Genomic DNA, 20196 nt, shown 5'->3' with positions numbered 1-20196 from the left:
CTTTTGCACAGGGCGAAAAGGATTTATAATTAGTGCAAACAAGTGTGAAAAAGGGAGAGGGCAACAGGTGGAATTCATTCGCCATACGCTTAAAGAAATGCTTGCGGTACGCAAGCTGATTTCGTTCCATTACTTTGAATTTGCGAAAGGTTACGTGTTCGAGGGGGAGCAGCACGACTTCTGGGAGCTGCTTTACGTGGATAAGGGGACCGTAGAGGTAAGGGCGGATGAGCAAACGCATCAGCTCGATCAAGGCATGATCATCTTCCATAAGCCCGGAGAGTTTCATACGGTGAAGGTTGGCAGCCAGCATAAGCCGCCTAACCTGTTTGTGCTTTCTTTCGAGTGCTCTTCCCCATGCATGGAAAGCTTCGAGAACCGGATTCTTCAGCTCGGGACAAAAGACCGGAATCTGCTGTCATTGCTCATGCAGGAAGGCTTTTATTCCTTTGAACCGCCTTACGACAAGTCCGATATCCACGAGCTTGTTACCCGGGAGGACGCCCCCTTCGCCAGCGAGCAGGCGATGCGCAATTACTTGGAGACCCTGCTCATTCAGCTGATCCGGCAGCAAGAAGATGCCGACCGGCAATCCGTACGCAAGCCTGCCTCCTTTCAGACGGAGAAAGCCGAGCAGCGGACAGCCGACCGGATTATCTCCTTCATGCGCGGGCATTTATCCGAACAACTGACTTTGGACAGGCTATGCAAGGAGCTTCACTTGGGGAAAAGCCGGCTCAAGGAAGTGTTCCACGCGCAGGCCGGCATTGGCCCGATGGACTATTTCAAGCAGCTCAAGATCGAGGAAGCCAAAACGATGATCCGCGAGCAGCAATACAACATGACCGAGATTGCCGCCATGCTTGGCTACAGCAGCATTCATTATTTCTCGCGCGATTTCAAGAAAGCAACCGGCATGCCGCCGTCCGATTACGCCCGTACTGCCAAGGCAAGGGCACAGGGATGAGCAACCCCCTAATGGCGGCTTTCGAAGCTTGCTATTTAATCCATCCCTTCTTGCAGACTGCACATTATGCAGCGTAATTGTACATTTTAGGCCCTTCATAACAATATCCTGCACGGAGTGCAGGATATCAGGCGAAAAACGGTTAATCTGAGCTCTTTACGAACGATATACTGCATTCCATGCAACATATCTCTTCGGCAACCACTATTTTGAGCAATTATCCTGCACTTTTTGCAATGAAGCTCCGCGCGTGCCATACCGTTGGTCGCTGCCAGCAAGTATGAGCTCATAGAAACCAGAATGCGTTCCGGTTAACGGCGAGATCCTATGCAAGGCGGAGTGCAGTCTATTAGTAGAATTCTATGAAGGGAACAAAAAAAGGCGCCCCAATGCCATCATCAACGATGACTTCAGGGGCCTCTTCTCTATGATTGTAAGCTGCTGATGGCCGGTTGCTGGGACTCGGACGAGCGGCGGTATACCATCCGATATGGAATCGTCATGCGCACCGGCAGCGAATATTGATGATTCAAATAATCGAGCAGCAGCTTCACCGCATACATTCCCATCTCGATTTTCGGTACGTGGATGGTCGTAAGCGGCGGCGAAGTGAACTCGGAAATTTCGATATTATCGACGCCAACAACCGCGATATCCTCGGGAATGCGAAGACCGCGCTCCGAAGCGGCGCGCATCGCCGCAATCGCCATCATATCGCTGGCCGCGAATATGGCGGTTGGCGAATAGCCTTTTTTCTCGAATGCCTGCTTGGTCAGCTCATAGCTGAGAGATACATCCCATTTCACGTCGATAATCCAATTGTCGTTCAGCTCGAGCCCTGCTTCGCGCATCGCGCTTTGATAGCCTAGGAACCGCTTCTCCTGACGGAAAGGATCATTCAGCTCCGGACCGCCTATATAGCCAATCTGCTTATGTCCCTGCTTGATGAGATGCTGCACGGCTTCCTTCGCCGCGGCTTCGCGGTCATAGCAGACGACCGGAATCGCTCTGTCCGCCAAATCCACGCCAACAACAGCCTTCACGTTCTGCTTGATCCATTGGTACGCATCCGCATCAATCCGCTCGACAATAATCATGCCGTCAATCCGGTGCTCCTTCACGAGGGACTGGAGCTGCTGGATATCCTGCTGATTCTCGATGCTGTATACAAAATCCAGCCGTAGACCGGACTCTGTCAATGCTTTCTCGATACCCTCCAGAATAACGGAGAAGTAAGGATTATTATATTTGTTCTGAGGAATGGCAACGACACAGCCGATATGAACCATCAGCTTGTTATCGGATTTGCCCAGCTTCTCCGCACGGTTCGCCTTGTAGCCGAGCTTCTCCGCAACTTCCCAAATTTTCTTACGGGTCTCTTCGCTGACGGAACGGGTGGAGTCATTCTTCATGACCCGCGATACCGTCGAGATCGATACCCCGACCTGCTCTGCAATATCCTTCAACTTGGCCATCATACGTTCCTCTCTGTTCCTATATCGAATATATGCTCTCTATAATTGCGGCAACAACGCAAAAGTTGCGGCAAATTCTATTGTATAGCCCTATTCATCAATAGTCAAGAAACACCGTCATTTCAGGCTTTCAGGCCTAAGCAAAAAAGGGAAAAGAAGCGACCAAACGCCTCTTTCCCCCGCTCTTTCCTTAACCCTCTTATTTCAGCTTGGATTCCAGATCCTTAATGGCCGCATCCACGTCGCCGTCGCCGGCAAGCGGATTTTTAAGCGATTGCTCGCCGTATGTCCATACCAGATCCGTCTTCTTCACCGTGAACGGCGAAATGATGCCGAACTGCTGCGCGTCGAGGAAAATTTTATTCGCTTCGCCTGCGGTTGCGATATAAGCGTCGGATGCCGCTTTATTCGCCGGAATCGAGTAGCCTTGCTTCGCCAGCTCGGTTTGACCTTCAGGACCTGCCAGCCATGCAAGCAGCTTATATGCTGCGTCTTCATGCTTCGTGTTGCTCGAAATCGCGATACCAGCCGGTTGTACAACCGTTTTGTTCTCTTTGAATTTCGGGAGGTACGTAATGCCGTAATCTACCTTAGCTTCCTTGAAGTTGGTGGTATTCCAGTTGCCGCCCGGGTTCATCGCAACCTTGCCGGTTGTAATGCCGAGGTTCACCTGGCCGCCGAGACCTTCAATTTGCGCAGGCGTTGTATTGATTTTTTTCTTCGTTGCGTCAATAAAGAAATCCAGTACTTCACGTGCTTCAGGGGTATTCAGGGCAAGCGATCCGTCATCGTTCACAAGCTTCGCGCCGTTGGACCACAGCTCCGGCTCCAGGAACCAATCCATGGTTGAGCCAGGCGATACGGACATGCCCCATTGCACGATGTTGTTGCCGTCAAAGCCGGCTTCGCCAGGGTTCTTGCCGTTCTTGTCGAGCGTCAGCTTGGTTGCGATGTCGATAATCTCATTCCAGGTTGGTTCAAGGGAAGGAACCGGCGCGTTCTTAGGATTCTTCTTCGGATCCGCAAAGATCGCTTTATCGTAGTACCAGACGATAACGTTCGCGTCAATCGGAAGCGATACCTGCTTACCGTTGTATTTATGTAAACCAAGCAGGCTTTGGTCAATATTGTTCAAATCGAAGTTGTTGTCCGCAAGCGGACCGTCCAGCTCTTTGAAGATGCCAAGCTCGGCGTATTTCTCAATAAAGGCATAGCTGGTTTTGAATACGTCGGGAAGCGTGCCGCCCGCGGCGTTAGCCGTCAGACCGTCCCAATAGCTACCCCAGTCTTTGCCTTCCAGCTTAACGGTAATGCTCGGATTGGCTTCCATGAATTTATTGAGAAGCTCTTGCGTACGTTGCAGCTCTTCCGCCGTTCCCCATTGCGAATACGTAATCGTAACCGGCTCGGCTGGTTTCTCTGTCTGCTCCGCGCTGCCGTTATCGCTTTGCCCGCCGTTTGCCGCCGTATTCGAACCGCCATTATTATTGTTGCTGCCACAGCCGGAGATGATAATCGTCATGGATAATACCAGCGTAAAAAGACCCAATAACCACTTTCTGTTTGTTTTCATATCCAGTTCCCCTTTAGATTATTTTGAAAACAGCAGTATTGAAAATCTTATGCCTGCCCGTGTTGTTCTCCCTATCGTCCTTACCCCTTCGAACCCGTGAGCACCACCCCCTCAACGATATAGCGCTGCGCGAACAGGAACAGCAGACCGATTGGCACAATGCTGATAAAAGCGCCGGCGGCAAGCGCCGGGAAATCCTGACTCGTCTGGCCGATGAGCAGCTGCAGACCAACGCTGAGGGTAAACATGTTGTTGCTCTTGATGTAAAGAAACGGTCCGAGAAAATCGAGCCATGAGTTCACGAAAGCAAAGATTACGGTCGTAACGACAATCGGTTTGGACAGCGGCATGATAACCTTCGTAAACACGGTCCAACGGTTCCCCCCATCAAGATAAGTCGCTTCGTCAAGCTCTTGAGGAATCGTCATGAAAAATTGCCGGAACAGGAAGATGTAGTACGCGCCGCCAAGCCACGCCGGAACGATCAGCGGCAGCCATGTATCCACCCAGTGCAGCTTCGTAAAGAGCACGTAGGACGGAATCATCAGAATGGACGGCGGGATCATCAGCGTCATAAGGACGATCGGGAACAGCCGGTCCTTGTATTTGGTTGAAAAACGCGAGAAGCCGTAAGCAACAATCGAGCTGGACAATACCGCACCAAGCACCACAAGCGCGGAGATTGCGAAGGAGTTCTGGATCCACCTCCACATCAGCGGCTGTACATCAAACAGCCTGTTGAACGCTTCGAAGTTGAGCGATTCCGGCAGTAATGTCGGAGGAACCTTGTACGTTTCGGCTTTTGTCTTGAGCATCGTCGACAGCATCCATACGAGCGGTCCCGCGAACAGCACCAGCGCGGCTGTCAGAAGCGCGTATTTGCCGGTTTGCTTCATCACGCGTCTGTTAGACGTAGTCATCTTGTTTCCCCCTTCTATTTCTCGCCTTCATAATAGACAAACCGCTTAGACAGCTTCATCAGAACAAACGTCACAAGCGAGATCAGCGCGAACAGGAAGATGGACTGCGTCATCGCCATGCTGAATTTCAAATCCGTAAACGCCGACTTGTAGATGTTATAGACAAAGGTGTACGCCGCGTAATTAGGCCCGCCCTTCGTCAGCAGCAGCGCTTCCGTAAACATCTGAAAGTTGTACATCGTCTGGATAATGACGACAAACAGAATGGAAGGACTGATCATCGGAAGCGTCACGCGGAAGAACGATTGAACCTTGTTAGCCCCGTCGATGAGAACCGCTTCATACAGATGCTTCGGCACGTTCTTGAGAGCCGCAAGGAAGATAAGCACCCCGCTCCCGGAAATCCATACCTGCAGCAGGATTATGACCGGCTTGATCAAGCCTTCGCTGCCCATCCAGTCGATCTTGCCGATTCCAAGCACGGACAACCCCGCATTCAGAATGCCGAATTCCGAGTTGAACACGAGACGCCAGATGATGACGGTCGCCACGATCGGCACCAGCGTTGGCAAGTAATAAAAGGTGCGGTAAAGGGCGATGCCTTTGACGTTCATATTGAGCAGCATGGCCAGCAGCAGCATGCCCGCCGTTACGATTGGAACACCTATAACGACGAAGTAGGCGGTGTTCCCTAAGCTTTTGCTGAAGATCGGATTATTGAACATGTCTACGAAGTTCGACAACCCGACGAAGTTATAGTTCGCCGCGCCCGGCAGGCGGGCATCGGTAAACGCGTAAAATACGGAAGTACCAAAAGGAACAAGGAAAAAGAGCGAGAATCCGATTATCCAAGGGGAAATAAATAAGAAGAAAATAAGTGTGTCATATCTTCTCAGCTTGCTTTTCATCCGGGCACCCCCTTACTTCATTAATTCGTTCACGTAAACATAGCGTTCTTCCACGATGGATTTCTCCGCCGCCAGCGCAATCAGAAGCGCGTCTCTGCCGACATAAGCGGAGGCAAAAGGCTGCTTGCCTTCCTTCACGCTCTTCACGAATTCGATCCGCTGCGTTTGTCCGCCGGTATGTCCTCCCATAATCGAGTCTGAAGTAACGTCGATATCGAGGTGGTCGCGGGTAAAGTTTTGTCCGCCTACGATGTCGATCGTCTTGTCGTTCTTCGCCACCATCTGGCCGCCGTTCTCGCCGATCAGCCCGATCTCAAGACCCTCCCCCATCAAATTGCGAGGCTTCAGGTACATGCAAAGACCAAGATTCGCCTTGCTTCCGTTCTCGTACTCAATCGTTACCCATGCATGGTCAACGATCGAGATATCCTCGATAGGCTTAGCAGGATAATGGCTGTAGGAGTTGGTAATCAGGTTCGGCTGCCCTTGCTTCATCACGTGTTGACCGCCGGTTGCGAATACCCGTACCGGCTTCGAGCCGATCATCCAGTTGAAAATATCAAAGTGATGGCAGTCCTTCTCAACCAGCGCGCCGCCCGACTTGTTCTTGTCATAGAACCACTCCGTCGGAGGGAACGGATCGCGGAACTCCTTGCACCACATGAGCTTTACGTCGCCAAGGCGTCCTCGCCCCAGCTCCTCGGCCATTCTCCGGTATACGTTGGAGTAACGGTACACGAGACCGATCTGCAGGATGCGGTCGTTTGCCTCAGCTGCCTCAATAATCGCGTTGCAGTCTTCAAGGGTATGGGCAACGGGTTTTTCCAGGAAAACATGCTTGCCGGCCTCGAGAAAAGCGACCGCTACTTCACGGTGCAAATAGTTAGGCACGCTGATGACAACCGCATCAATGTCTTCTTTATGTAAGAGCTCTTTATAGTCGGCTACGATAACCGGCTTGCTGTTCTTCAGCTCCGCAAGCGTACGCTCAACGTTTGCCTGGTTCATATCGCAAATATAATTCACTTTGCACTCCGGCAGCAGATCAAAACCAATGCAATGATGCGAGCCCATATCTCCCACGCCGATAAATGCCATTTTCAGTTTTTCCATGTCTACACTCTCCATCGATAATTTTGCGCCAAATATGATCCGGATCGTTACAACTCATGGCGAGTAGTCGCTTTCATGTTCTGATCATAACGCAGCCTTCACGACAAGTCAACAATTTTTGGGTAAAATACCTGACATATTTGCGCCAAAATTAATTTATATATTTTTCTCAGTAATAACGCGGGTTTTTCGCTAAACATTTTAACTTATTGCTCCATAAAATTTGGAAATATGACATCAATAAGTCAGGTATATTTTATTGATTTGCGCCAAATTTAATATTTGTTAAGCAAATTTCTCCAACAATTTCCCTCAAATGTACTTGGGGCAAAAAAAGACTGCCCGGCTTTCCGGGCAGTCTCTTGTGCACGCTCTTATTTCAACAGCATTTCCATCAACCGAAGCGTAATAACCGCCGCCTCCGCACGCGACACGCCTTCATGAGGACGGAAAGAGCCATCTTCATCGCCAATCATAAGACCAAGCCGCTTCGCCTTCATTACGCTGTCGGTGGCCCAATCGCTAATCCGTTCCGCATCCCGATAGCTTGCTTCTTCATGATTCGGAGACGTTCCCGCAGCGGATTCCCCGGAAATCTTCGCGGCCGCGCGAATAGCCAGAACCGCCAGCTCCTCCCGGGTAATTTCCGCATTTGGCCGGAACGTATCGCCGTAACCACTCATCAATCCTGCTGCCAACACTCCCTTCAACTCCTCTGTATACCAAGCTTGCGCCGGAACATCCCGGAACGGCGTTTGCGTTCCGTCGTCCGGCACCGTTCCAAGCCCCAATACCCTTGCAAGTATGGCGGCAAGCTCTACGCGGGTAATGGACCGGTTAGGCGCAAACCTGTCGCCGTCTACCCCTTGCATCACTTGCTTGGCCGCCAGCGCTTCGATTGCGTTCGCCGCCCAATGACCGACTGCAACATCACGGAAGACCTTCTCGTAATTCAGCCATTGATAGGTTCCCGGGGCTGTTATTTGCGCCGTTAATACCCCGTTACGGAAGATCGCAGAAGCCGCTTTTAACCGTTCATTCTGAATACCGTAAAGATTAACGGCATTTACATCGGTCGAATCAGGCTTCAAGGACACCTTGACGGGCGAAGCCGCAAAATCAATCGTCTTTTCCCCCGCTGCCGTAGTTACGGCAAGCCCAAAGGAAACAGCCTGCCCGATGCCTTGTGCCGCAGCGTTATCCTTCATTGCGTAGGAAGCCAGATCCAAGCCGGGCTTAACGGTAATAGTCAGCCAAGCCAAGCCGCTTCCGGCCTGCTCCTTCGCCTTGGCCAGCAGGGAGCCCGGCAGCTCCCAGTTTACCTTTCCATCCGAAATAACGATGGACGGATTGCCCGCGAGAGCCGATGCCTGAAGAGGCACCTCGATTTTCTCTTTGCCTGTAAGCAGTGTAATAGCAAGCTTACCGTCCGTGAGAACCGGATTGTTTAGTCGCTGAACCTTACTGTCATCCGCCGCCGGGGCCGAGCCGTTCGCGCCGCCCGTACTGCCGGACGAGCCGGTCACCGTCAGACTGCCAACCTCGTATCTTCCATCCGGACGTTTTTCGTCAATCGCCAGCTCCATGCCCGGAGAATCCGTTGCCGGATCAATGACGGCAATAAGCAGCTTGTAGCTGCCCGCAGCCAGCGTACTTGGCAAATTCAGCCGATGTTCCAGCACATGCCGGCCCGGCAGAAGCGTACGCAGATCGGTATCCTGCCGCTCTTTGTACACGATTGTTCCGTTGGCATCGGCGAGGCTGTATTCCAGCTTCCAATCCTGATAGAACGGAGCAACTCCTTTATTGTTAAGAACCGTCTCTACGGAAGCGGAGGTTCCGCGCGCGATGGAGTCCGAATGTTTAACCGCCTCGATCACATAGCGGTAACCCATCATTTTCTGCATCGTCTCGATATTGGACTGAATGCCGGTCCCGTATGCCGTACGCGCCGGTGAAGACGGTCCCAGCCATGAGGTATGGCTGACCCGCATCTGGCGCAAGGATTCCATAATGGCGTCATCGGTCAGCCAGCTTTCCGGGTTGCCGTTGGCAAACTCTCCGCCGGAGTACGCATACTTCCAAAAGTCCGGCATTGCGGAAGCCGCTTGCACGGAAGCCGCATTCGCCGGATCATCCACGAATTCTCCGATGCCCGACCAGCCGTTTTGCGTCCAGCCTACCCACTCGTCCGTGCTGGATTTAATGCCGAACACGTCGTTAAACAATCCGGTCCGCTGCCCGCTTGCGATCGGGAACGGCTTTCTCATGCCAATCTGCTTGTGCTTAAACGCGTCCAGATAGTGCTGAACGTACTGATCGGAAATGCTCAGCTTCGGAAACACGCCGGAGCCGCTTGGCCAAGTATGCCACTCTCCCCAGTGACCCAGGCTTCCCAATTGCACAAAAGCTATCCGCGGATCGTTGTCGTAGCGCCCTGCTACCTTGGCGATCATCCGCTCATGCTCGGCTAGCAGCGTCTCGCTGTTGTAATTCGGACTAAAGCCTGAGCCAACCTCCTGCGTATCGTACCAGGTGCCGGCATTCCCTTCCGCGGCAAGCTCATCGTACAGCCAATCCGGAATATCCTTATGGGACGGGTCGGCCGTAGGCGTATCCATCACAATCCGCAGATTGATCCGTTTGCCCTGTGATGCCCAATAGGCGAACTGGTATTTCTGCTCGATGCCTGCCCAGTCGAATTGCCCTTTAACCGGCTCCAGCTCCCGCCAAGAAATCCCCGCATACACCAAACTGTGCTGCTGCGGATACGGAGTGCCGTCCGCCTTGGAAGAGTCCTTCGCCCAAGCCACCCATCCCATAAAAGGATTGTTCAGCAACTCAAAGCTTTGGCGAGGGTAGAATACGCCCGCAGTCTCCTGCGTCCGCACCGCATTGTCCACGGTCAGCGGCGCGCTGCCGCCCATCGGCAGCTGCAGCATGCCGCGGTTGGCATAACCAAGCTTGATTGGCTCCTGACCTTGAAAGCCAAGCTCATCCAGATAAACGTCCATCTCAACCGAATCGTCGGTTACGGCCAGATAAACCGGTCCCTTCTCCGTCCAATCGCCTTCTTGCTCCCGGTATTCGTACAACGTTCCGCGGTCGATTTTGTAATCGAAGCCTTCCTCCGTCCACAGTCCGGCCGACGCCCCCGTATCCGAATCGCCGTCCGTATTTAGATAATAGACGTTGCGCAGATCGAGATTCTTGCCCTTTACCCGAACATACAGTTTGCGTTCGTCCTGCACCGCATCCAGCACATAAGGGGAACCCCCTGCGGTGGCGCCAAGCTCCACCCCGCCCCAATCGCTATCGTCCCCGTCTACGGTAATCGCGGACCCGCTGCTGCGGAGCTGGATAACAGCCGGATCGCCGCTTGCGTCAGGCGCGGCATAGCTGTTGCTCAGGAATCCGGCATGTATGGATTGTTCGTCCGTAATCCCAAGCTCGCTAAGCGGCACGGACCATTCAATCACTTTATGATCGCCGGTACCCTTGCTGACATAAGGGAATACCGCGGGCGTCTGATCCCAGCCGCCGCTTCCGTTCGAGGCGTACAGAATAGCCGTCTGAACCAGGTATTCGGTTCCGAGCTTGCCCGCCCATGCCCAGCTGGAGGTGCCGGTGGAAGGATTTTTGTCCGTATCCAGGAAGAGATGCTCCCACAGATTAGGGAATTCGGTATTATCGATACGGCCATCAATGAGTGCAAATAGCTTGCCGTCCATCACATAGGTCTTCACCGTTGTCAGCCCGTCCGCCGTAACGGTCAGCGGCTGAATACCCGCCCAATCCGCGGGATCGCCGTCCACCTTTAACTGCGGCTTCGCCACGAGACTAATTTCCGCGGGATCGCCGGCAGGGTCTGGCATGGCATAGTTATTGCTCAGGAAAGCCACATGAACCGACTTTGCATCGCCGGCATGCAGGTCGGCAAGAGGCAGCGTCCATTCGATCGTCTTTGCATCTTCCGTTCCGGAACGGGCATAGCTTAGTCCGGTCGCTGCCTCCTGCCAGCCGCCGCTTCCGTTTGCCTCATAGAGAAAACCGGATTGTACGAGGTACTCCGAGCCTAGCGTGCTCGCCCATGCCCACATCGCATTGCCCGTCGAAGGCTTGCGGTCAACGTCGATCAGCAAGTGCTCCCACAAATCCGGGAATTCGCCATTGTCGATACGCCCTTCAATCAGCATGTGCAGAGCATTCGCCGAAACCGCGTATTTCACCGTTGTTTTCCCGTCAGCGCTGCGGAACAGCTCAGGCACATCAGCCCATTCGGCACCATCCCCGTCAATGGCCAGATCGGTTGGCGGCGGAGGAGCTGCTTGAGCTGCACCGCCGGAGGAGGAAGGCTGCACCGAGACCATTAACTCGCCAAGCTCCGGCAGCATTGATCCCTCCGACAACAAACCCACCTTGATTTTGCCGGCAGGATCGGCAGCCGGAAGCGCCGTCAGATCAATCTCGTATTCCGCCACGGTGTCGTTGTCCTTCCGCACAACCTGTCCCTGCTGCACCCATTCTCCGTTCTCGTACGCATACGCCGCATCGCCTTCGACCTTATAATCAATGCCGACCGAATCCTTCCACCCGGCTATATTCGCACCCGTCGCCGTATTATTGTCGGCATTTATGTACAGCGTCTTGGCGCGGTTCATCCCGCTTCCTTTCGCCATGACATAAAGCTTGCCGTCCTGATTAACGGCTTTAATCGATTCCATCCGGTTATTAGCCGTTGCCTGATTCGTGTGCCCGCCATTCCAATCCTCGAAATTCCCGTACAGCGGCGCGGCACCGGAACCCGCTTCCGCCGCTGCCGCCGCTGTCGCAGGCAGCCCTGCAGTCGGAAGAGCCCCCATCATTGCCGCCAATGCCGTTAACGCTAACTTTTTCCCCGCCTTGCCCATCGTTTCCCCATCCCTTCGGTTTGTGGTTCCCTTTGAAGCGATTCTCGACGAACTCCCTTAGACGTTGCTCCTGCCAATCGCAGCCTCCTTTGTTTGTATAAGCGCTAGGCGCTTATTGCCCCTCATTCTAGTAAATATTTACACAAATTTCAATCATTTTTAGGAAAATATTTATTTAGTTTGCGGCAAATATTTCACCAGACTTATAACTAATCCCTTCATCCTTTAAGGGCGTTAAAAATCGCAATAGAAGGTATGTCCCTTAAAAACCGTGAATTTATTTGTTGTATTCCTGTAAATGCTCGATTATAATGGCCTCGTTGGTGCATGAGCATCTCATTTAGCCTATTAATTCACTTCGTTTTTTGCGCCAAATTTATTAGACCTATTCAGGAGGTGATTTATCCGAATTTTCCGACTTAAGTAGTTAAATAAAAAGAGGAGTGATTATTTTGCTTAAAGCCTTCCACCGTTTGGCTCGCCGAATGTTCACTGCATCCCTGATTCTGCTGCTTCTGTTCCCGGCATTCCGCGCCCCCGGCCTCGCGCCGTCCGCACACGCCGCCATCGGCAAAGATCCCTTGTACGGCAAAGTACCCGGTCTCAGCGAATACAGCCGGGTTATGATCTGGTACGGCACTAATACCGCTACCCAGACTCAGCTTGATACATTAAAGACATACGATCTCGTCATCCTCGAGCCTACCATCCGCATCATTAACGTTGCGAAGAACCAATTCTACTTCGAGACGTTTACTCCCAATCAGGTTAACGAAGTAAAACGGGGCGTAGACGGCATTCTCGGAACAGCCGACGATGTTATCGTGCTGGCCTATATGTCGGTTGGCGAGCTGGCCACTTCCAGCGTATTTACCGGCTTTACCGGCGACATGACGATCCAGAACGGCAAGGACGTTGGTCTGCTTCCGGCGGATTACAGCGGACCAAGCGGACCGCTGCACGGTCCGAATCCTTGGAACTACAACAGCTCCGGCAATTACATAAACGTGGAAGGCGGCGCAACGCCGGACGGCACTTATAATTCCGGTTACAACGGCTACACGGGCATCTCGATTGCGAATGATTACTCCTCTACCGGCAATCTGCTCAGCTGGAGCAATAACGGTCTGATGCCTTGGTATCTGGATCAGCAAGGGACATGGGTAAGCGACACTCGCTACATGTACGGAGGGTATTGGAAATCCGGGGACGGCGTTGCCGACAAGAACAAAACCTACGGCGGCGGTTATATAAACGGCGGTGATCCGACGTGGAAAAAGCTCATCACCTTCATGACCGACAAGCTGGAGCATGATGCCGGGTACGACGGCGTCTTCCTGGATACCGTTGATACGCCGGATCCTATTGGCGGCGCAGGCCCAACAACCTCCTGGGGACCGCGCGGCAACTTCGGTTTTACGGCCAAAGGCATGGTTGAGCTGGTCGAAGCGGTCAAAGCCGTTGACCCAACCAAGATAGTTGCGGCGAACCGGGGCTACTGGTATTTCAACCCGGACGAAGGCACCTCCCAATTCGCCGAGCGCTATCGGCATGCGATTAACATTTTCCTGACCGAATCCTGGTATTACAACCCCTACATCACTTCAGGCTCCAAGTTCTATGACGAGAACGCGGCATTCGCGGACAACTGGAACACCAATTCCGCCTCCCCTACCTACCGCAGCCGCGACAACTTCGGCGGCTTCTGGAAAGACTACATGAACGCCCAGGCGAATCAGACGGACGGCTTCAACATCATCATCTGCGACTTTACGATCCCTTCCGCAAGCACAAACAAATGGATGAACGAAATCGTGAATAACAGCCACTACATGGGTTACGACGTAAGCGGCGCCACCAATTTCACCAATATGTATCAAGACGCGAAAAACTGGCTTGATGCGAGCGGTCATCCTTCCTCCTCGCTTTCCGGCACGCATCCGACCGATCTGCAGGGCGGCTTCAATATCGACGGGCAGTTCTCGGACTGGGCAAGCGAAACGCCAATCTACAGCGATCCGGCGGGCAGCAATGCCAAAGGCATTACGAAGGTGTATGCCAAGTTCGCCGGCGACAAATTCCTGATGAGGATTGATGCCTTATCCGCGATAAACATGCAAGGGGAAATGCTCTACTTCGATTACGACAAAAAAGGCGCAACCGGCTGGCAAGGCGTCGCTTGGCCCATTACGCCGGATTCCCGCATCTATTTCGAGAATATGAACAAGGTGTACCTCGCCCCGCATGTAAGCGGGCAGGCCGACGTGTTCAAGTTCCCGTCCACCACCGTCGGCAATAACGGATGGCCGGTGATTGCGAAGCAATCCGGAAATTCGGTTGAGCTGATGTTTGACGCGGACTATATTTTCCCGGATTCGCTTGCCGGGCAGGATATCTGGATGTGGTTCCGGACAGCCAACTTCGGCGGCTCGTCGGTTAAATTCACCGTTCCGGGCTCGCCCGCCGTGCCAAGCGCTCCAACCGGATTGACGGCTTCAGCGGGCAACGGCCAGGTATTCTTAAGCTGGAGCCCGAATTCCGAGTCCAATCTGGCTGGCTATAACGTCTATCGCGGCGGCACAAAGCTTAACAGCACCCTTGTGACCAGCTCATCCTATACCGCAACGGGACTGACAAACGGCACCAGCTACAGCTTCCAGGTTGCGGCCGTGAATACAAACGGCGTCCAATCGGCGCTCAGCTCAGCCGTATCCGCCACTCCCGCCGCCCCTGTTGCGCCGTCTGCTCCCGCCGGACTGACCGCGGCTGCCGGCAACGGGCAGGCCGTCTTAAGCTGGACCGCCAATACGGAAGCGAACCTCTCGGGATATAACGTGTACCGGAACGGCACGAAAGCAAACAGCTCGCCGATAACCGGAACTTCTTATACCAATACCGGTTTAACAAACGGCACCAGCTACAGCTTCCAGGTATCCGCGGTGAACAATGCCGGTCAGGAGTCTCCGCTAAGCGCTGCCGTATCCGTGACGCCTAACGGAACGACACCAGCAACGATTACGATCGACGGATCAGCCTCGGACTGGAGCGGCATCCCTGCGCTAGCTACCGGTACCTCCGATGTACAGGTACTTAAGGCATCCAATACCGCAAGTCAGCTGTACCTGCTTGTCCAAGGCAATAACCTGAATGTTAAAGGCCAGTTTTTCCTCGATACGGACAACAACCGGCTGACCGGTTATAACGCGGCAGGCTGGAATACTTCCGGCGCGGAAAGCGGCGCCGAATATATGATCGAGAACAATATCGTGTACCGCAACAATGGCGCAGGCTGGTCTTGGACGTCTGTCGGTACGCTTAGCACGACCGAGTTCCAGCGCAACAATAACGTCGTGGAGCTGTCGATCCCGCTCAACACGCTAAACCTCGCAAACGGAAGCACCATCCGTGCGGGCTATGTCAGCAATGACTCGACGGTGAACCGTCTGCCCGTAAGCGGCGGTGTTCTGCCCGGCTATACGCTTGGCAGCGGCGGAACCGGCGGAGGCGGCACAACGCCGGATACGACAGCGCCTTCCGTTCCGGCTGGTCTAACCGCTTCCGCAGGCAGCAGCCAGGTCACATTAACCTGGTCGGCCAACGCCGAATCCGATCTGCAGGGCTACAACCTTTACCGGGGGACAACGAAGTTAAATACCACCCCCGTGACAGGAACGACTTACACCGCTACCGGACTAACCAACGGCACCTCCTATTCGTTCCAGATCAGCGCCGTGGATACAAGCAATAATGAATCCGCCAAATCAACCGCCGTCAGCGCGACACCTCAGGCCGTTACCACGATAACAATCGACGGCAGCGCAAGCGACTGGGGATCGGTCCCGGCACTAAACGGCAGCGCAGGCGGCACCATTACCGCCATGAAAGCGAAAAACGACGGTACCAACCTGTATCTGCTTATTCAAGGCAGCGGCTTGAACGCCAAAAGCCAGTTCTATCTGAACACGGATAATAACGCGTCTTCCGGCTATAATCCAGCGAACTGGGCAACAAGCGGCGTGGATACCCTGCTGGAGAATCAGAATCTGTTCGCTTACAGCGGTACCGGCAACAGCTGGACCTGGAGCCTGGCTTCTACGCTCAGCGCCGCCCAGTATGTCCGCAACGATACGGTTATCGAAGTCGCGGTTCCTCTTTCTTCTCTTGGTTTAACCGCAGGCAGCACCATTCGCCTAGGCTTCATCACTAACGATTCGACCGCAAACCGGCTGCCGGCCGCAAACGGCACGTTGTTAAGCTATACGTTGGCTTAACAGTTGGCTTAAATAACCCCCGCCGTAACAGCATCGCGGGCATGGAGGCAACCATCCCGAACAAACAAAGGGCAATCCCGTCACGGGATTGCCCTTTAAGTATTTTATCAGGTTAACATGAATGAGTTAGAGCCACAGTGGATTCCATACAGCATGACAAGCTATTTTTCCTTTTCTACTCAAGTACATTGGATTGGGTCCAGTATAATCTGCTCAATTAGGCGAAAGCGGCCCAATATGGACTATTTTACTGGGGTAAATCCAACGTAACCTCTACGTTCTACCCTGTCAGCCGCTTTTTATTGGAAGAATTCCAACGTGCGAGATTATAGATAGTCATCTCTCGATGACTACCTATCAAACCGTTACCAGTACTTTCGGGAAATACCCGATTCTCACGGCATGATCCAGCATAGCCCCCATAAAGCGGCTGTCCGGCGCAGCGCATGTAACGTTAAGCTCCTGCAATACTTCATACGTGTATTCGCATCCGTAGCGGTACCCGGAATCCTTCGCTCCGTCCCCTTCCAGCTGGGCAATCGCCAGCTTGACGCCTTCCGCGTTTTTCGGAACGGATGCGTCAAACAGCCATTTGGCATAAGCGTCCGGCTCCAGAAGCTCTATAGCATAACCGTAATTGCGGATAAGATCCACCCATTTGGTATACGGGATGGTCTCCGGATTGCAAATGTGGAACAATCGTCCCGAGTGAGCCGGCTGCAGCGCAAGCGTTACGATTGATTTACCCGCGTAATCGATTGGGGTAAAGTCCACCTCCCATTGCACCTTTGGCGCTTTGCCGAGCAGCAGCATCGCCTTCAGCATACGGTAGAACGAATTGCTGTCGATATTCCGCTGGAACAAGCCGCTCTCGGAATGGGAGGACAGATTGCCGGCACGGTAGATGTTTACGCTCAGCCCTTCCCCGGCGGCGGACATCAGCGCTTTTTCCGCCTCCATCTTGCTGTTCGTATACAAATTCTCTACCTTCAGATCAGGCCATAACGTCTGCTCGTTTAATACCTGTTCCCATTGCCCGCTTAAAGCCAGATCCTCCGGAATGCCAAGCGTGGAAATATGATGGAAACGAACCGGCTTCCCGCATGCTTTGGCAAGATTAATCAAAGCAAGCGTGCCCGCAATATTCGTCTTCGCAAATTGCTCTTCCTCGCCAAAATGCCTTACATCGGCTGCGCTGTGAATAATGGCATCCAGCGCACCCAGAAGCTCCTGCCGGATCTCGGCGGAAATCCCCAGATCCTCTTGCTCCAAATCGCCTTCTACCGCAATCACCCGCTCCTCGATGCGCTCCTTGGCAGCTTGGCCAAAGAAGTATTCCATATGCGCCTGAATGCGGACCAGACCGGAATCGATACCCGGACGGACGAGGCAATAGACCTTCGCATCGCTCTGCTCAAGCAGCTCATGCAGCAGATAAGCGCCAAGATAGCCCGTAGCTCCCGTCAGCAAGAAGGCTTGGGGCTCAACGCTGCTGCCTTGCGGCAATTCTGCTTCCGAATCCGGGATTGGAGGCTCCTCATTAAGCGGCACAAGGGGACCTGTCAGCTTAGCAGCGCGTTCCTCCGCCTGAGGCTGTTCCGCCTGCAGCTGCTCGATCCGCGAGGACAAAGCTTCCACCGTCCGGAAGGTGAAGAAATCATTGATTTTCAGCTCCGGATATTGCGGCTTCAGCAGGACAAGCACATGAATAATCGCCAGCGAATCGCCGCCAATCGAGAAGAAATCATCGTACCTGCCAACTTGCTCCTGGCGCAGAGCCTCCTGCCAGGATGCCGCAACGTCCCGCTCAATAGCCGTAGCCGGCGCCACAAAGCCCTCATCGGCGGCCGCCTTCTCCATATGATTGAAGCGCTGAAGACCTTTACGGTCGATTTTGCCCGTTGGCGAGATTGGCATCGCATCCAGCTGAACGATCCATTTCGGCACAAAATAGGAAGGCAGCTTAGCTCCCAGCATCCGCTTGATAACCGCCGACTGCAGCTGATCGCCGTCTTGGGTCGTGAAATAACCGACCAGCATATTTTGGCCGTCCGTATCCTTCTTGCAGATGACCGCAACGTCCTGTACGTTTGGAATTTTGGCGAAGCTGTCCTCGATTTCCCCGATTTCAATACGGTGACCGCGAATTTTGATCTGGGAGTCGCGGCGCCCTACATATTCGACCGTTCCGTCAGGCAGCAGCTTGGCGATATCGCCGGACCTGTAAATTTGTCCCTCGCCAAACGGATTATCGATAAAGGCTTCGGCCGTTTTCTCCGGCTGGTTCAAGTACCCTTTCGCGAGACCTACCGTTGAAATATATACCTCGCCATGCACGTTCACCGGGCACAGCCGATTTTCTTCGTTCACAATATAAACCTTGTAATTATGAATCGGCTTGCCGATCGGAACGCTCGTTACCTCATCCGGAATAAACCCTCTTACCGTAAACGTTGTTGTGCAAACCGTGCATTCGGTTGGGCCGTACACGTTAACGATATCGATCGCGTCATGGAATTTTCGCTGGAAAGCCCGGACCTGCTCGCCGTACAGCGCCTCACCCGCTACGGTGATGAGCTTGACGCCCGACAGCTTGCGGTAGCCTTCCTCCGATAAGTACGCGGACAGCTGGTTAAAGAACACCGTTGGAAGAATGGTAATAATCGTTGTCCCCGTTCTCTCAATCGCGCTTGCGAATTCCTCGACGGATACCCGCTCCTCCGAAGACAGCAGATACAAATGCGCCCCGTAAAATAAAGCGCCAATCGTATCCCATACCGAAGCGTCAAAGCTGTAGGTCGCGAACTGCGTAAGCACGTCTTCAGGGCCGATCCGGCAATCCGTACGCACCGTCTCGCCTAAATTGACGACGCCTTCGTGCGCGATCAGCGCGCCTTTCGGCCTTCCGGTCGAGCCGGATGTATAGATAATATAGGCCAGATCCTCCGGGGCAACTCCGTTCTCGATATTGTAGATGCCTTCATAGACCTCGGTCATGCCGGAGTCTAACGCAATGATCTCCTTAACGGTGTCCACGCCTTCGCAGAGCAAGGCCGCCTGTGCTTCATAAGCGGATTTGGTCAGGATAAAGGCCGATGCGGTATCCGACAAAATATATCGGTTGCGGTCCTCCGGATGCTCCGGGTCAACCGGAACGTATACGCCGCCCGCCTTAAGAATGCCAAGCAGGCTGACGATAAGCTCCAGGCTCCGCTCCATAAAAATGGTGACGAAATCTCCTTTGCCGAGACCGCGGTTTAACAGCATTCTTGCGGTGCTGTTCGATCTCTCGTTTAATTCCCGGTAAGTCAGCTGACCGTAAACGGAAGAGACTGCGATACGGTCCGGATAAGCTGCCGCCGCTTGCTCGAACATGCCGTGAATCGTCTTTGTTTTATCGTAAGGATAAGACGTATCGTTCATGCGGTCATAGACAGCCCGGTCTGTGTCCAGCAGAATATCAACCGCGGCAATCAGGCTGTTCTCATCCGATAGAGCCGCCTCCAGCAAGATAATGAAATATTGCGCATACCTGCGGATCGTAGAGTCCGTGAGCACCGAGCTGTCGTAATCCACGCGCAGCATCCAGCGGCCGCCCTCCTGAAGCAGCTGCCAGTTGAGCAGCTCCTGCACCGTACTGATCGGCCGGCCGCACGAGAACCGGGTATCGAATTGAAGCTCCGGCGAAGCGACAGCCCCTGCGGCTGCCTGGCTGTTAATCGATTCTTTTAAACTTGCGAAGGTCTGCTTCTGTTCGAAGCTTAGAAGAAGGGGTACCGGCGTCCCGCCGCCCGTAATCCACTCCGCAAAAATGTCGTTTTCCCCGGATAAACGATACAGCAATGCCATAAAAGCCGCTGCCGCCATTTGCTCTCTGCCATCCTTCAAAGCCTGCAGCTTCGCGTTTAAGCGGTCTTCGAAAGCTGCTTCTACTGTTAAGTAGGAATAAGTGCGGCTGTGACGTGATGAATCGAGCGGGATAAATAGCAGCAAATTCTCTGTTACCTTAGTGTGATGATTAATCTCCGTCATATCTCTTTACTCCTTCCGAGCAGTAAA

9 protein-coding genes are annotated in these 20196 nt (G+C 53.4%); 2 read left to right on the top strand and 7 right to left on the bottom strand.

Annotated features, from left to right (window positions below):
- Nucleotides 1-67 precede the first annotated feature (67 nt).
- Entirely contained in the window at nucleotides 68-967 is a 900-nt protein-coding gene (locus tag WFJ73_RS24055; protein ID WP_336775492.1) for an AraC family transcriptional regulator, read from the top strand.
- 425 nt (nucleotides 968-1392) lie between these two features.
- Here the strand turns inward: WFJ73_RS24055 and WFJ73_RS24050 are convergent, their stop codons facing one another.
- From WFJ73_RS24050 to WFJ73_RS24025, 6 genes are all read right to left on the bottom strand, one after another.
- Nucleotides 1393-2445, bottom strand: coding sequence for a LacI family DNA-binding transcriptional regulator (locus WFJ73_RS24050; protein ID WP_336775491.1), 1053 nt, complete (start codon nucleotides 2443-2445; stop codon nucleotides 1393-1395).
- Nucleotides 2446-2641: 196 nt separating this feature from the next.
- The gene (locus tag WFJ73_RS24045; protein ID WP_336775490.1) at nucleotides 2642-4015 is read right to left on the bottom strand and encodes an ABC transporter substrate-binding protein; all 1374 of its coding nucleotides are present in this window, start codon (nucleotides 4013-4015) and stop codon (nucleotides 2642-2644) included.
- An 80-nt stretch (nucleotides 4016-4095) separates the two neighbouring features.
- Nucleotides 4096-4935, bottom strand: coding sequence for a carbohydrate ABC transporter permease (locus tag WFJ73_RS24040; RefSeq protein WP_127492530.1), 840 nt, complete (start codon nucleotides 4933-4935; stop codon nucleotides 4096-4098).
- Nucleotides 4936-4949: 14 nt separating this feature from the next.
- Nucleotides 4950-5843 (bottom strand): carbohydrate ABC transporter permease, encoded by an 894-nt coding sequence (locus WFJ73_RS24035; RefSeq protein WP_336775489.1) that lies wholly within the window; start codon nucleotides 5841-5843, stop codon nucleotides 4950-4952.
- A gap of 12 nt (nucleotides 5844-5855) precedes the next feature.
- Nucleotides 5856-6956 carry a Gfo/Idh/MocA family protein gene (locus WFJ73_RS24030; protein WP_336775488.1) on the bottom strand — a complete coding sequence of 367 codons (1101 nt, stop codon included), beginning with the start codon at nucleotides 6954-6956 and terminating at the stop codon, nucleotides 5856-5858.
- Between the two features lie 374 nt (nucleotides 6957-7330).
- A complete protein-coding gene (locus WFJ73_RS24025; RefSeq protein WP_336775487.1) occupies nucleotides 7331-11866 on the bottom strand; it encodes an S-layer homology domain-containing protein in 4536 nt (1511 codons plus the stop codon).
- Nucleotides 11867-12318: 452 nt separating this feature from the next.
- Here WFJ73_RS24025 and WFJ73_RS24020 point away from each other — a divergent pair, with 452 nt between their 5' ends.
- Nucleotides 12319-16137, top strand: a complete 3819-nt coding sequence (locus WFJ73_RS24020) for a fibronectin type III domain-containing protein (protein ID WP_336775486.1) — start codon at nucleotides 12319-12321, stop codon at nucleotides 16135-16137.
- 357 nt (nucleotides 16138-16494) lie between these two features.
- Here WFJ73_RS24020 and WFJ73_RS24015 read toward each other — a convergent pair whose 3' ends face one another.
- Nucleotides 16495-20169, bottom strand: a complete 3675-nt coding sequence (locus WFJ73_RS24015; protein ID WP_336775485.1) for a non-ribosomal peptide synthetase family protein — start codon at nucleotides 20167-20169, stop codon at nucleotides 16495-16497.
- Nucleotides 20170-20196: the final 27 nt, after the last annotated feature.

Source organism: Paenibacillus sp. MMO-58, assembly GCF_037146255.1.
GTDB lineage: Bacteria > Bacillota > Bacilli > Paenibacillales > Paenibacillaceae > Pristimantibacillus.
The sequence above is the reverse complement of the archived record's forward strand: the minus strand, read 5'-3'. Positions and strand labels throughout refer to the sequence as shown.

Excerpts from the sequence above, each read along its gene's own strand:
- WFJ73_RS24025 (WP_336775487.1), bottom strand. The coding sequence starts at position 11,866 with ATGGGCAAGGCGGGGAAAAAGTTAGCGTTAACGGCATTGGCGGCAATG.
- WFJ73_RS24045 (WP_336775490.1), bottom strand. The coding sequence starts at position 4,015 with ATGAAAACAAACAGAAAGTGGTTATTGGGTCTTTTTACGCTGGTATTA.
- WFJ73_RS24050 (WP_336775491.1), bottom strand. The coding sequence starts at position 2,445 with ATGATGGCCAAGTTGAAGGATATTGCAGAGCAGGTCGGGGTATCGATC.
- WFJ73_RS24035 (WP_336775489.1), bottom strand. The coding sequence starts at position 5,843 with ATGAAAAGCAAGCTGAGAAGATATGACACACTTATTTTCTTCTTATTT.
- WFJ73_RS24015 (WP_336775485.1), bottom strand. The coding sequence starts at position 20,169 with ATGACGGAGATTAATCATCACACTAAGGTAACAGAGAATTTGCTGCTA.
- WFJ73_RS24030 (WP_336775488.1), bottom strand. The coding sequence starts at position 6,956 with ATGGAAAAACTGAAAATGGCATTTATCGGCGTGGGAGATATGGGCTCG.
- WFJ73_RS24040 (WP_127492530.1), bottom strand. The coding sequence starts at position 4,935 with ATGACTACGTCTAACAGACGCGTGATGAAGCAAACCGGCAAATACGCG.